This window comes from Streptococcus mitis, from assembly GCF_023109515.1.
GTDB lineage: Bacteria > Bacillota > Bacilli > Lactobacillales > Streptococcaceae > Streptococcus > Streptococcus mitis_CS.
Map to the genome: position 1 here is coordinate 71082 of NZ_JALDUM010000004.1, position 14765 is coordinate 85846.

The window sequence follows — 14765 nt, forward strand, 5'->3', positions numbered from 1 at the left end:
AGTGCTATACCACAATAGTATAACACTATTTTTATCTCTTTACGAACATTCTAAACGATATCTGGATTTTTCAAATCCTAGATAGAAAGTCTGTAGCTAGACTAGTCATTTTCCTCTTTTTTAGCTTTCAAACCGAGTCCACCTAGCAGGCCGGCCAAAGCTAATCCAAAGAATCCAAGAGTAGCCATTGATGTTTGGGCTTCACCAGTATATGGAAGCATGTCTTTTTGGTCTTTCATTTGATTAGCCATCATTGGACTTGATACCTTGTTATTAGATGCCATCTTGCCTTCATCAGACATTTGGCTTGAGGCTGCTGGAGCTTGATCTTGTTTCATGCTTGGTGTTGCCATAGGCTGGCTAGCATTCATGGTTTTGTCCTGCTCTTTGTTAGGCATCATCTTATCCTGACTAGCAGCTGGCATTTTAGATTTCACCTCATCTTGATTGGCACTAGGCATTTGAGCTTTCATATTCGATGCATCTTGATGACTATTCATCATTGGAGCTGGCATAGCTGAACCATTAGAAGATGGGACGAAACCTGACTGCATCGGAATCAGAGACTGATGTCCATTCAAGTTCACTGTCAAATCCTTAGTCGCTACGAGATTTGTCAAATCGGCCTTGCCATCTTTAGCACCGTAAACCTTGATAGTTGCCTTGTAACTTTGAGTGCCGTTTTGTTTCAAGAGGTCTAGAAGCTCTTTATCAGATTTACCTTGGGTGCCTGCCAAGTCTACTTCATAGAAGTAAAGTCCTTTTCCCAATTTTTCTACTGGTGGGAGAGCGGGATTTTTAGCTGAACCGTTATCTGACCATGGAGCCTTGTCGGATGCTTTCAAGATAAGGCGAGTTAACATACCGTCACCAGCGAAGAATTCGTATGGAATAACTTGATTGACACCAGCTGTGAATGGGCCTGGGAAGTTCGCTTTATCCAAGTAAGTAGCTGGGACATCTACTGTATCTTTGGTATTGTCGGCTACGCCTTTTTGCACTTCAGCTGAGGTGGTCAAGCCATTCAAGTTGACATCCAAATCCTTAGTCGCTACGAGGTTGCTCAAGTCTGCCTTGCCATCTTTGGCACCGTATACCTTGATAGTTGCCTTGTAACTTTGAGTGCCATTTTGTTTTAAGAGGTCAAGAAGTTCTTTGTCAGATTTGCCTTGAGTTCCTGCCAAGTCTACTTCATAGAAGTAAAGGCCTTTGCCCAATTTCTCTACTGGTGGAAGAGCAGGATTTTTAGCTGAACCGTTGTCTGACCATGGAGCCTTGTCTGAGGCCTTCAAGATAAGACGAGTCAACATACCGTCACCGGCGAAAAATTCGTATGGAATAACTTGATTGACACCAGCTGTGAATGGGCCTGGGAAGTTCGCTTTGTCCAAGTAAGTAGCTGGAACATCTACTGTGTCTTTAGTGTTGTCGGCCACACCTTTTTGGACTTCAGCTGGAGTGGTTGCTGGCTGCGCTTCACTTGCTTCACGGTCTTGTCCAGCAACTGTAGCTGCAGGACTTTCCACAGATTTAACCGCATCTTCTGTTTCTTTCTTAGATTCTGGTTTTGCTTGTACTTCTTCTTTTGGCGCTACCACTTGGTCTTTATCAGCAACATTCACTTTTTCTGGAGAGCTTGTAGCATCCAAGCTTGCTTTGGGTGTTGAGTCTACCTGTTCTGAAGGAAGAGCTACATCAACTGCTTTCTTGAGAACCTCTGCTGGTAAGTCGCTCTTTTCACTCACCGAAGCAGCGTCTGGCACGACTTGGGCAGGGGTCGGATTGACCACATCGGCACGTACAGAACTTGGCTGACCAACTAGGATAAAGAAGCCACTAGCCACAACAACTGAGGCAACACCGACACTGAGACGGCGGATAGACCAACGAGTATATCTTTGATTTGGATTGAATTTCATAGGATTCTCCTTAGAGTTTTTCTTTATTTGATGACTCTAGTATAATCTCCTAAAATTAAAAAGGATTAAGAAAAAGTTAAAATTTTTCTTAAATCCCTCTTATAAAATACTTATATTAATTAAATCCATAAACAGACTTGGTGATTTGATAGACAACATTGGAAAGTTTGCGAGCTGGCAAGACCGAATGTTTGGTCAAACGGCTCAACATAGTCTTGCGAATAGCCTGAAAGACCTCTGGATTTTCCTGCTGAATATAGATCCACAGCTCCCGTTTTTTGGCCAGATGCTCTGCTGTGCCTGCTCGGTTGAGCAGGGCACTGGAAATCACCGTCGTGATTTCAATATGATTCAGCAAGTATTCTTTCATTTTGGGATGACTCACTTGGGACAAATCAAGCTGGTCTACTAAAAGACGATTGACCTTGAGTTGCTGGTCAATGCGCTTAATCATCACTTGCTCATTGACTGACTGGTCCTCACGCCCAATCAAATAACGATAGAAATCGACAGGCAGATAGTACATGGTCTTGACCTGCTGAAGGGGGGTAAAGACAAAGAGATTATCGACATAAAAGGTATGCTCAGGCAATTGGAACTGGCTCGTTCGCAACAAATCTGTCCGGTAAATCAGCGAGTGCATCATGATATACTGGCCTTTTGAGAAATTTCCAATCTGATCCCAGCCAAAAATCTGCTGGACAGGCAAGACTGACTCGTAACTCATACTCTTCTTACGAGACTGACCTTCCTTTTCATATACAAAATTAGTCACAAAGGCATCAACTTCCTGCCCCTCACTCTCTAGTTCCTGCAAGGTTTCAAGAATTTTTAAATAGGCACGAGGATCTACCCAGTCATCACTATCAACTACTTTAAAATAACGACCAGAAGCCTCCGCTAAGCCGCAATTGACGGCACCCCCATGGCCCTTATTTTTCTGATAGATGGCTCTCACGATGTTAGGATACTTGCTGGCTAAACGCTCAGCGATTTCCTGAGTCTGGTCCTGAGACCCATCATTAATAATCAAAATCTCAACTTGCTCACCACCAATCACTAGCGACTCCACACAGTAATGAAGATAGGCTGCGGCATTATAGCTAGGAATGGCGATAGACAATAACTTCATAATCTACTCCTTTAGGGGACTGATTTTTTCTTATACTCAATGAAAATCAAAGAGCAAACTAGGAAACTAGCCGCAGGTTGCTCAAAGCACTGCTTTGAGGTTGCAGATAGAACTGACGAAGTCAGCTCAAAACACGGTTTTGAGGTTGTGAATAAGACTGACGAAGTCAGTTACCTATACCTACGGCAAGGCGACGTTGACGTGGTTTGAAGAGGTTTTCGAAGAGTATTACTCTCTCTTGTCACTTCTTTCTATTTTACCATAAAGTCCAGACTTTGAAGGACTTTTATTAGAATACAAGGGTTACTATCTCTATTTGCTATTTTGAACATCAAAAAAGAGGGGTGCTCCCTCCTTACGAATTTAATTCTGCCAAGTCATCTAGATACTGGTTGTTAATAACCGCCAAGATATAGGCATCTGCCTTCAAGAGGTCAGTAGGTCCAAACTGGACATCCAGTGGTGAATTTTCTTGTTCACGAAATCCTAGGACATTGAGATTGTATTTGCCACGTAGGTCTAGCTGACTCAGGCTTTGACCTGCCCAGACACTAGGAATTTTCATCTCTACGATAGACACATTTTTATCCAGCTGAAAGACATCAACATTGTTATGAAAGAGAATGGTCTGCGCTAGAGACTGCCCCATTTCATACTCAGGTGAAATCACCGAGTCAGCACCGATTTTTTCTAGCACCTTCTTAGCTGTCTGGCTTTTGACCTTGGCAATAACCCTTGGTACTCCCAAGCTCTTACAATGCATAACTGCAAGCACACTCGACTCCAGATTTTCCCCTGTTGCCACTACAACCGTATCACATGTATCAATTCCTGCAGTTCTGAGGAGTTCCTCATCTGTAATATCACCCACAACTCCACGCGCCAAAACTGGCTCAAATTGATTGATACGCTCGGCGTGGTCGTCAATGGCAATAATATTCATATTTTGCTTGGCTAGGGCCGTCAGGACACTACTCCCGAAAATCCCCAAACCTAAAATTCCAATCGTACGATCTGACATCATTCTTCCTTTCTTATCCAATACTAATATCTGCTTTCATATACTGAATCAAATCTTTCTTATCAGGCTGGTAGTCAGCTAGACTAACCAGCAAGGTCAAGGGACCGATACGGCCAATAAACATGAGCACCATGACAATGCTGAGAGCTAGCTTGCCCAATTCTGGTGTCAGATTTGCCGTCACCCCAACTGTCGCAAGGGCTGAAATGGTCTCAAACATGAGGTAGATAAATCGCGGTGTTCCTTCTGCCGTAATTCCCAACAACACCAAGCCCAACAAGAAGGTCATCAAAAAGATAATGAAGACACTAAAGGATTTTTGGACTGTTCGAGCCTCAATGGTTCTCTGCGCAACATTGGCATGAGGCAAGCCCAGCAATTCACTACGCGCAAAGACCAACAAGACAAAGAAAGTCGTAATCTTGAGCCCCCCAGCCGTCCCTCCAGGCGCTCCACCCAGAAACATCTGTAGGATATAGATAAACAAGGTCACAGGTCGAGCTTGAGTATAGTCAATAGAAGCAAAACCGGCCGTTCTCATGCTGACGGTTTGGAAAAAGCTGACCAGCACTTTCTCTGGCACACTGAGATTGCCAATGGTTCCTGGATTGTGCCACTCCGTAAAGAGTGTGGATACTGTCCCAAACAGCAAAATCCCTGCAGTCAAGAAGAGGACTAGTTTGGTGTGGAAACGCAGACGGCGTTTTTTCTTCTTGTCAAACTGGGTTGCCAAGTCAAACCAGACCATAAAGCCAAGACCACCTGTGATAATCAAGCCAGCAATAACCAGATTGATTAAGGGATCCGTCTGAAAAGCCACTAAACTGCTACTGCCGAAATTATCAAAACCAGCATTACAAAAGGCTGAAATTGCTAAAAAGATAGAGGTGAAAATGCCTCGTCCCCAGCCGAACTCAGGAATAAAACGGAAACTTAGTAGAAAGGCACCCAAGCCCTCCACTAGAAAAGTCGTCAAAAAGATGGAGCGCATAAAGGCCTTCAGCGACCGAGCCTCCCCGTAACTGAAGCTCTCCTGAATGGTTTCACGACTGCGAAGACTGAGCTTTTGCTTCCCCTGAATATAAAAGACCCCGATAAAAGTCATGAGTCCCAGACCACCGATCTGTATCAAGAGCATACAGATCAACTGCCCCCAGACATTATAGGTAGTAGCCACTGGTTGCGTAAAAAGGCCAGTCACACAGACCATGGACACCGTCGTAAAAAGATGGTCAAAATAAGTGGCCTGAGAACCACTTGCCTGAACAAAAGGCAAACTCAAAAGAAGAGAACCTATAAAAATAACTCCAGCGAAACTTAAAAAAATGCGACGAGCAGGCGAAAGTCCGCCAAAGACCCTTTCAAGTTTTTTCACAAATAATTTGAATAACATACATCCATTGTACCATAAAAAGAAGAAGAGTAGCTAGATCTGAAAGGCAATCTCAAGGCAGAGTTCCAAGGCCTTCTCGAAAGCTTCTGAACCCCAGTCACGACTATCGTACTGGTCCAAGTCTGCTAAGGAATCAGCTGTGAACAACAATTCTCCCCAGAGAACCCCACGCAGTTGGGCTACTGCCGCAAGCGCAGAACACTCCATCTCCACAACAGCACAGCCTTCTTCCTTGCGATAAGCCACCTTTTCAGCCGTTTCTCGGTAAAAACCGTCTGTCGTCCAGGTCATGACTTCTTCATAGGGAATCCCTCTGGCTTCCAACACTCGCTCAATAGCAGCAATAGCCTCTGGCTGCATTTCTATATAACGAGAAGGTGCCACATAGTGATAACTAGCTCCTTCATCTCGCAGAGCGCGAACAGGAACTAGAAAGGCATTTTCTTCTATATCAGCCAGCACACCACAGGTTCCAGTGGAAATAATCTGCTCCACACCATAGCCAATCAACCAATCCATAAACTGGGCTGCTGGAGCTGAACCAACAGGAGCCTGAGCCAAACAAAGTTCCTCGCCCTTGTAATTGATGACATAAACTGGATAGGTCTTGGTGGCAGAAACAAATTCGCCGACACAGTCCGATCCTACTTCCCTCGCATAGCGGTCAATCTCCTCTTCTAAAAAAGCATAGACACACTTCTTGGGCAAGTGCAAGTCCAGCCCCTCGTGATTAGGCATGATGACCGCCTGAGGATTATCATCGAACTCTAAAATAGGAATCGCATGTTTCTGAATCATAACCTACCTCCTCTGATTTTGTACTATTGTATCAAAAGCTGACAGAGTGTCAAGGAATTCTCTTTAGCAAGCCAGAAATCTCCTCTTCCATACACTTGAGAAATCGTTGCACCGCTGGAGAAGTCGGTTTCTGTTTTGGCAAAGCGATTGAGGACTTATGAAGAATACAAAATCCAACAACAAAAAAGACATGAATCTGAAATAAGCAGAACATGTCTTTTTTAGCTTGTTTGAAAGTCAAGTAAATAAATCTTAGCTCTTCTAGAACTCCCTTATTTCCACAAACCACCTAAAATCTGTTTTTCTAATAAGTCTAGGTCCTCTTCCTTTATTTCTCCGTTGTCGCTAACGATATAAAGTTGAGCGAAGTAAGCCAACAATGGACCAACACAAATACGAACCATTTGAGGAATCGTTAACTCTGGATTTACACGTGGATCTGCTAGCAATTCTTTATGAAGCACTCGAAGTTTATCTTGAATAGCATTCCAGATAAAAATCTGTTCATTTTTTAGTTTCTTATTTGAAAAACTCTCCTGCAGAATGATTTTCATCAAAGCACGATTTTTTTTGAGATAGCTCATACGATCGTGGACGAGATAACGAACCCTCTCTTCTGTCGTTTCAAAAGCTAAGAGTTCCTCAACAAAACTACCGAAAATGCCTGGGACTACAGGATGTAAAATAGCCGTCAGTAGATCATCCTTCGTCTTAAAATACTTAAACAAAGTTGCCTGGCTTAGTCCAGCACGCTCAGCTATGTGAAGAGTTGAGGTCCCATGGTAACTCCTAGTTGATATGAGATCCACTGCTGCCTGCATGATTTTTTTCTTTCCTTGAGGGTAATTCGCTTTTTCTAAGTAATCTTCAAACGATTCAAAAACAGTCTTATCCATCTAATCTTCACACCTTTTTAGCATTATTTATGTTGATTTCTAAACTTTACGATAACGACGCAATCCAACAATATTGAGAATTGTTAAAATGATCAAGAAAATCATTAAAACACCAAGATTTGGCAAAATATCACCAAGATTGTGTCCGTAAAGAATAATCTGGCTTATTGCATCACCAGAATAGGTTAATGGCAAAAATTTCCCCACAGTTGGAGCCCATTCTCCCATGGATGACAATGGAATAATCCCTGAGAAAAAGAGTTGAGGCATAATCACGAGAGGAATAAATTGCATCATTTGGAATTCTGATTTTGCTAGAGTAGACAAGAGAATTCCAAAAGCTAGTGCTACAAGAGCCAGTACCACATTAACTATTATAACATTTAAAATATTTCCTACAACTTCTACATCTAGTAGCCAAATTGCTGCTAAGACGACAACTGCCGTTTGAAAAATCGCAATAATACCGTAAGACAACATATAGCCATAGACGATTTCAGAACGTTTCACTGGGGTTGCTAACAAGCGATCCAAGGTTCCACTTGTGCGCTCTTTCAAAAGTGCCATACCAGAAATCAAAAAGACAAAGAAGAAGACCACAAAGCCAATTAAAATTGGAATCATACGTGCAAAGAATCCAGTATTTTTATCTCCATATTGGTAAGATTCTTTGATTTCAGGCGCCTTTGCATCTAATTTCAATTGTGGAAAAGCTTGTTTGACACGAGATAGTAACTGATCGGTGCCTTCACTGGCGATACTTGTTCGTAACACTTGTCGTATCATAGATGTCTTGGAGGCATCTGTATTTGCGTAGTCGACCTGATACTCACCGTCTTTATAAGAAATCACAGCATCGACTTTTTCATTTGCTAGCGCTTCTTTAGCCTGATCTAAGTCTTGATAAGTATCGATGTCCACATGATCAAGCTCATCCATTTTCGTTATCAAACCAGTTGGTAGATCTTGTGTCGCTAACTTGACATTCACGGTTGTACTAGCTGAAAACATGAGGTTCATCAGCCACATAATAAATACCGGCGCTACAAACATCATAGCCAAGGTTCGTTTGTCACGAAGCAATTCTTTGATAACTTTTTTAGCAATAGCAATGGTTCTCATCTTACTCTCCTTCTGCTTTCAAAAATACTTCTTCAATACTTGAAACTTGATAACTTTCTTTTAAGTGTTGCGGTGTATCAAAAGCAATGATTTTTCCACCTAATAATAAGCCGACCTTATCCGTTAACTCTGCTTCATCCATAACATGGGTAGTAACTAATATCCCAACCCCATTGTCTCGAAGCGCGAATAATTCTTTCCAGATTTTCTTCCGAAGAGAAGGGTCGATTCCAACTGTCGGTTCGTCCAAAATCAAGAGCTGAGGATTCCCCAGAAGCGCGATGGCTAAAGACAAGCGTCGCTTCATTCCTCCAGAATAACCGGATACCGTTTTATTCAAATGCTCTGCCAGATCCACAACTTGAGCCACATGGGCAATTTCAGCTGTCAGATCTCTTTTGGATAGCCCTTTTAGCTGACCAAAAAATTCCAGATTTTCTTGACCTGACAAAGCCTCATATAAGGCATCTGACTGGGCCATATAACCAATATCTCCTAAAATATGACGATTGGGCATAGTATGATCCAATACCAAAGCAACCCCTCCGTCAGCTTTTTCCATCCCTAACATAGTCTTAATCATAGTCGATTTACCAGCACCAGACGGACCTATTAAGCCTATAATTTCTCCCGGCTGCAATTCAAAGCTGACATGATTCAAAACCATTTGACGACAAAAAGACTTATCCAAATCTTGTAAATGTAGCAATTTTTTCATATGCTTCCTCCTAGGTGAGTGTTTACTCACTTACTGAATATAGACCTATTATAGTGAGTGTTTACTCACTTGTCAAGAAAAAAGTTGAAATTCTTTAAAAAATAAAGCACCAGATTCGTATCTGATGTTTATAATGCACATGTCTTATTTCTAAAAATGTTTTTGAACTTCCTCTCTATACTCCGAAATGGTCTTTTCTGTCCACTTTTTAAAGGCCTATTTTCCCTCTACTTTTCTCGGCTAATCCAACCATCGTCATTGCTATCGCAACTCTAATGACCTTGGTAATGGGAATTCATTTTACTCATTTTTATATGAAACAGACTAAGAAATTTTCAAGACCTAATTGAAACCAAATTAGCCCTTGGAAGTCAAAAAATCCTCGAACTCTACGCTGACCGTCTAGCAGAATCAGACCAAATGCGGCATGGCTTTCTAAGAATTCGGTTAAGGGACGTAACCTACAAGCTGCTTACGTGGATGGATTTACTTTGAGAGATTTCTTCGCCTTCAACCAAGGACTAAATAAAATGGGTGACCAAGCACTTCCTTTTAAAATTCACCCTGAACATTTTGTATTTGCTGGAGTTCACGGTGGACAGGAAGTGAGGAGTTGATTGGAGAGTACGGTCAACCAACTTATCAAAAAATCTTTATCAGTCTAGATACTGAAAAAACAGGCGTTCCGGATGTCGATACAAAAATTTCTATGGCAGGTGATACTGCTACTCTCATGTCCGATACAAGCCTTGATATCAAGATGTATGGTATGCATCAGTTCAAGATGAAAAAAGGTGGACTCCGCATCAAATTAGGCGTCTTTTCCCCAGAAGCAACCCCAAGCTAGATGGAGCTCGGTCACCAAGAACACCTAGCAGTTGAATTTTTCAATTCCCTCACAATCGCCTACCAAAACAAAACATTTAAGGGAAAACTACTCAATACCTTCTTAAAATTCAAGAAATTCAAGTAAACAAAAACGGGTGACTGAACAATTTAGCCTTTGAAAGCTACGATTATAAAACCACTCGCAACATATGAATCTACGATACAAAAAGGATAACATTGCTCTTAGCAATGCTATCCTTTTTTGTTTATCCTTGTCCGCCAGGGGCTGGACCGCCGCCTTGAGGTCCCTCACCAGGTCCACCGCCTCCAGGCATAGAGTTCACAATATCAGTTTGTTTTTCGCCGTTGAGATAGATATCTCCACCTGTATAGGTCGCTGTTCCATCAAAGTCAAAGCCTGATTGACCAATCATTTTAATGGTTCCACCTGTGACCGTGATATTGCCATTTGAGTCAATCGGATCTGTGTCCCCTTGACCGACTTCTACAGTTAGATTACCACCTGTCATGGTAAAGTAAATATCGCTTTGCTGAGCATTTTTATTAGCTGCATTGACCCCATCATCTGTCGCGTAGACATTGATATCACCACCATTAATCGTAATGGCTTTCCCTTCAATTCCTTCAGTCGAATTCTTGACGGTGTAAGTACCGCTGTCAATCACTAGGTTACCAGAAGCGTGAATACCGTCATCTCCTGCTGTGACTGTTATGGTATTGTTAGCCAAATACATATTGCCGACAGTCATATCCTCATCATTGTCAACTTTGACACCATCTTCCTTGGCATCGATGGTCATGGTCGTACCAGTGATATTGAGTTCATCATTAACATTAAAGGCATCGCCAACTGCTATGATGTTATAGGTTCCACCCGTGATGTGGAGGGTGTCGTTGGCCTTGATTCCGTTGTTCTTCTTGCCATCGACAGTAAGGGTACCTGAGCCATTGATGGTCAAATCCACCTTAGAAAAGAGAGCTGCATTTGCCTTGTCATCACTATTAGAGCTTGAGTCAGAGAGACTGTTGGTAGTTCCCTCCGCCAGAGTCAGGTAGACATGACCGGCTGATGTCGCTGAAATTGCTGCATTGGTATTGGTAATGGTCGCACCTTTTAGGACTAGATGAACATCTGCCGACTTATCTGCCTCGACCTTGATCTGCACTCCGTCAGACTGACCTGAAATCACATAGGTCCCAGATTTTGTGATGGTCACTGTTGATCCAGAGACTGTCACCCCATCTCCAGAGACGTTTGCTGATGAGCCAGATAACTCAATCTTAGAAGCTGTACTTTCATCATAAGAAGTATCATAGTCCTTTTCTGTAAAATAAGAAGATTGACTGTTTGTAGCTGAAGTTGAGATGGCAGTGGTATCTGCCGCTGCAGTTGTACTTGACTTGGTCGTTGACTGCCCACAAGCTGTCATCAAAGTCAGAGCTGTTAAACTGGTTAAGATTAGGGTCCATTTTTTTGATTTCATACTTTTTCCTCACCTTCATTTAGCTTGAGCTTAGTTTACAGGGGAAGTCTGAAAAAAATCTAAACTTTTTCTGAAAATTTTCTTAAGTTCAGTTTCAGTTAAGTTATCTTTAACAAAAGTTTTAGGAAAATTCCATAGACTAATCACAAGCAAGTTCAACTTGCCCAGACACACCTATCTGCTAATAAGATAGCGTACTAAAATAGTTTGATAAAGGAGACAGGATTTATGAAACCAATTGAAACAAGCTTTAAACGAATCGAAACCAAATATGTCGTTGCCAAGGGTGACTTGGCTAATTTAATAGAGGACTTAAAAATATACCTCGTAGAGGATGATTATCCAACTTCGACCATTTCCAACATCTACTTTGATACAGAGCAATTTGATATGATTCAGGAGGATGGCCAAGGTACTAAGCGCAAAGAAAAGATTCGGATGCGAACCTATCTCAGTCAAGTCCAGCCTGATAGTCAGGTATTTTTAGAAATCAAATCTAAGGACAGAGCTGGTGTCGGACGAAAACATCGTCTCTTATCGACTCCCCAGTCTATCACCCAGTTTATGACCAAGGGACAGCTGGATAGCAGTATCAAGGATCGAATGATGATTGAAAAAATCCAGCAACTCCAAGAGGAATATCAGCAAGCCATTATCCCTCGTATGTATATATACTATGACCGTTTTTCTCTCAAGGAAAAGAAAGAAAGAAATTATCGGTTTTCCCTACAATAAAATTCGTATCACCATTGACCAAAATCTAACCTATCGTGATGATAATGTCAGTTTATTCTCAGGAAAGGACGGTTTCCCTCTACTAAACGAGGACATTGTCATCATGGAAATTAAAGCTCCAGGTAGAAAACCCCAATGGCTACAAGATATTCTCGACCAATATGGACTGGTAGAGCAGAAATTTTCAAAATACAGCTGCGCCTACCACAAGTCTCAAGGGCTGGACTATAGCCCACGACCAAGCACAGAAAGTGTAGGTACTACTTATGTCTAATCTTTTTAATTCTATCTTCAACGACACAACTGCCACTGCAAATCCTATCCAGCTCTTTCTGGCTCTCTTGGTCAGCCTGATTTTAGGTTTGGCGCTGACCTGGGCTTACAAACACCGTACTCTCTATACACGAGAATTCGCTGTCAGTTTGACCCTACTCCCCTGCTTGATGACCTTGGTCATCTTTCTGGTAAATGGCAGCCTAGGAACCTCTATCGCCGTTGCAGGAACTTTTAGCCTCATTCGTTTTCGTTCAGCTACCAGTGGTTCACGGGAACTAATTGCTATCTTCCTTGCCATGATTATCGGGCTAGCAGCAGGGACAGGCTACCTAGCTCTAGCTATTCTCTTCACTGTCTTTATCTTAGCGGTATGGCTTCTTTTAGAGAAGCAACAAAGCAAGAGCAATCACCAACGTCGCAGGCTATTGACCATCACAATTGCGAACCAAGAAAATCAACTTCAAACTATCCAATCTGGACTATCACAATTCTGTACTGAGTTAGACCTCATCTCGATTGATACTAGCAATGATGGAGAACAAGTCACCACTGTCTATGAAATGGATTTCAAGGCTCAAACAGACGATTTTCAAATCATCAATTATCTCACTAAAGAACAGGATACTTACCAGGTTTCCCTGACCAAAAATGCTAAGAACAGAAAGAATTTGTAAAACTTCTAGCGTGAAACCTATCAAAAAGCTAGGTAAACACTCAATTGAAAAAAAGTTAATCTAATTTATGATAAAAGGCATCATATCAACGTTTTTTAAACACCTGATATGATGCGCTTTTCTTATCTTAAAAACTTTTTTACCAATCTCTTTATTTAACAGGTATCTCCTTAATCACGCGCGCAGGATTTCCAGCTAGGACAACGTTGTCGCCAAATGACTTAGTGATTACAGCCCCTGCTCCAGCAACGACATTATTTCCAAGTGTCACTCCAGGAAGGACAATGACACCACCTCCAGCCCAGAAATTGTCACCGATGGTAATGGGCTTTCCGTATTCCACACCTGAATTACGTTCCTGCGGGTCCAATGGATGGAGGGGAGTCAAGAACTGACAGTTGGGACCAATCATAGCATTGTCTCCAATGCGAATAGGGCAAACATCCAGCATGGTCAAGTTCCAATTAGAATAAAAATTTTCCCCTAGATGAATATTGACCCCATAATCAACCACCAGGCGTGGCCTGACAAAGATATTTTGTCCAGTCGAGCCGAACCAAGCCTTGATGATTTCGACTCCCTTCAAGGGATCTTCTTCCTTGTTAAAGGCAGACTGTTTTTGGCGAGAAGCCTGAGCCAAGGCCCGCAATTCTGGGTCCGATGGACGGTAAACCTCTCCCGCTATCATTTTCTGGTATTCACTGGTCATTGTATTCTTCTCCTTGTTCCCTACTATCATATCAAATTTTCTACATATCTGACTAGGATAAGGGGTGCTTTCTACAGTTTATGCTCTGATTTTCATCACAGCCTGTCTATCTTGCTAAACGAATACGGGTCACGATTCCATCTGGGTCTGTGATTTCCAACTGGCTCGATGTCAGCCATTTGATTGGTGCATCAACTTCTTGTGCTCGCTGGGCAATCGTTAACAGTTCTTCTTTATGTGCGACTTCGATAACATAATAAGCCAAACCTGGCAAGCCTTGCTTACGCGGAGCTAGGCCTTTTCCTCCCCATTCATTGACTGCTAAATGATGATGGTAGTCCCCAGCTGCAATCCAACTAGCGCTAGGCACACTGAATTTATCCTTTAACCCTAACACATTTTGATAAAACTGGCTGGACTTTCGACTATCCTTGACGGAAAGATGAATATGCCCCATTCTCGTACCTTCTGCTAGGATAAAGGGCTCTACTCTTTCCCCCAACTCATAAATGTCCTGCGCCGCAAGGGCCTCTGTCACTCCGATAATGCGTCCATCTTCTCGAATATCCCACGTGGAAACTGGCTTATCTCGATAGAGTTCAATGCCATTTCCCTCCAAATCCTCCAAATAAAGAGCCTCACTGTAACCATGGTCTGCGCCGCCGACAAGAGGAATCTGTAAATCTGTCAGGTGTTTCAAGGCATCAGCCAAAGCCTTGCGTGTCGGCAAGAGAATAGCCAGATGGTAAAGGCCAGAATGTTCCCTTACTTCACCGTTCTCTTGTGCTTTAATCAAGTGTACCAAGGCTTTTCCTCCAAGTCCCAGAACGACCTCTGTCTCAATTTGAGATAAGATTTCTAAACCAAGCACTTGCTGATAAAAGGCTCTTTGACTGGCCAAGTTCTTTACATTTAAAACTGCCTCTGCCAAATAAATATGGCTTTTGTATTCATAGGTCATAAATGGTTCTCTTTTCTCGTTGTAATTCTTTTAGTTACAACTATTATATAATTTCCATCAAGAAAGTCAAGCCAGACA

The 14765-nt window shown here is 42.2% G+C and carries 13 protein-coding genes and 1 pseudogene; 3 read left to right on the forward strand and 11 right to left on the reverse strand.

Annotated elements, in window-relative coordinates:
* Nucleotides 1-101 precede the first annotated feature (101 nt).
* The 8 genes from M1G05_RS08720 to M1G05_RS08755 all read right to left on the reverse strand — a co-directional run bounded on the left by M1G05_RS08720 (nucleotide 102) and on the right by M1G05_RS08755 (nucleotide 8999).
* Nucleotides 102-1919, reverse strand: coding sequence for an SSURE domain-containing protein (locus M1G05_RS08720; protein WP_247953559.1), 1818 nt, complete (start codon nucleotides 1917-1919; stop codon nucleotides 102-104).
* Nucleotides 1920-2034: 115 nt separating this feature from the next.
* Nucleotides 2035-3051, reverse strand: a complete 1017-nt coding sequence (locus M1G05_RS08725; RefSeq protein ID WP_247953560.1) for a glycosyltransferase family 2 protein — start codon at nucleotides 3049-3051, stop codon at nucleotides 2035-2037.
* Nucleotides 3052-3406: 355 nt separating this feature from the next.
* A complete protein-coding gene (locus M1G05_RS08730; protein ID WP_084930507.1) occupies nucleotides 3407-4072 on the reverse strand; it encodes a potassium channel family protein in 666 nt (221 codons plus the stop codon).
* 13 nt (nucleotides 4073-4085) lie between these two features.
* The gene (locus tag M1G05_RS08735) at nucleotides 4086-5465 is read right to left on the reverse strand and encodes a TrkH family potassium uptake protein (RefSeq protein WP_247953561.1); all 1380 of its coding nucleotides are present in this window, start codon (nucleotides 5463-5465) and stop codon (nucleotides 4086-4088) included.
* A 33-nt stretch (nucleotides 5466-5498) separates the two neighbouring features.
* A complete protein-coding gene (locus M1G05_RS08740) occupies nucleotides 5499-6263 on the reverse strand; it encodes a nucleoside phosphorylase (RefSeq protein WP_247953562.1) in 765 nt (254 codons plus the stop codon).
* 272 nt (nucleotides 6264-6535) lie between these two features.
* Nucleotides 6536-7159: a TetR/AcrR family transcriptional regulator gene (locus M1G05_RS08745; protein WP_247953563.1), complete on the reverse strand. Its 624-nt coding sequence runs from the start codon at nucleotides 7157-7159 to the stop codon at nucleotides 6536-6538.
* A 39-nt stretch (nucleotides 7160-7198) separates the two neighbouring features.
* Nucleotides 7199-8281: an ABC transporter permease gene (locus tag M1G05_RS08750; RefSeq protein WP_247953564.1), complete on the reverse strand. Its 1083-nt coding sequence runs from the start codon at nucleotides 8279-8281 to the stop codon at nucleotides 7199-7201.
* A 1-nt stretch (nucleotide 8282) separates the two neighbouring features.
* Nucleotides 8283-8999 (reverse strand): ABC transporter ATP-binding protein, encoded by a 717-nt coding sequence (locus tag M1G05_RS08755; protein WP_000734673.1) that lies wholly within the window; start codon nucleotides 8997-8999, stop codon nucleotides 8283-8285.
* Between the two features lie 613 nt (nucleotides 9000-9612).
* Here M1G05_RS08755 and M1G05_RS08760 point away from each other — a divergent pair.
* Nucleotides 9613-9846, forward strand: a complete 234-nt coding sequence (locus M1G05_RS08760) for a hypothetical protein (RefSeq protein ID WP_049487693.1) — start codon at nucleotides 9613-9615, stop codon at nucleotides 9844-9846.
* A 247-nt stretch (nucleotides 9847-10093) separates the two neighbouring features.
* On the opposite strand, the gene M1G05_RS08765 is transcribed toward M1G05_RS08760, so the two are convergent.
* Nucleotides 10094-11332 (reverse strand): carbohydrate-binding domain-containing protein, encoded by a 1239-nt coding sequence (locus M1G05_RS08765; RefSeq protein ID WP_084925999.1) that lies wholly within the window; start codon nucleotides 11330-11332, stop codon nucleotides 10094-10096.
* Nucleotides 11333-11560: 228 nt separating this feature from the next.
* Between M1G05_RS08765 and M1G05_RS08770 the strand changes: the two are divergent.
* Both M1G05_RS08770 and M1G05_RS08775 read left to right on the forward strand, forming a co-directional pair.
* Nucleotides 11561-12341, forward strand: a pseudogene (locus M1G05_RS08770) (polyphosphate polymerase domain-containing protein).
* Nucleotides 12334-13017 (forward strand): DUF4956 domain-containing protein, encoded by a 684-nt coding sequence (locus M1G05_RS08775; protein WP_247953565.1) that lies wholly within the window; start codon nucleotides 12334-12336, stop codon nucleotides 13015-13017. Before M1G05_RS08770 ends, M1G05_RS08775 begins: the two are co-directional and overlap by 8 nt.
* Nucleotides 13018-13168: 151 nt before the next feature.
* On the opposite strand, the gene M1G05_RS08780 is transcribed toward M1G05_RS08775, so the two are convergent.
* Both M1G05_RS08780 and M1G05_RS08785 read right to left on the reverse strand, forming a co-directional pair.
* Entirely contained in the window at nucleotides 13169-13726 is a 558-nt protein-coding gene (locus M1G05_RS08780) for a sugar O-acetyltransferase (protein ID WP_247953566.1), read from the reverse strand.
* A gap of 106 nt (nucleotides 13727-13832) precedes the next feature.
* On the reverse strand, nucleotides 13833-14687 hold the full coding sequence (locus M1G05_RS08785; RefSeq protein ID WP_247953567.1) for a VOC family protein: 855 nt from the start codon (nucleotides 14685-14687) through the stop codon (nucleotides 13833-13835).
* Nucleotides 14688-14765 lie beyond the last annotated feature (78 nt).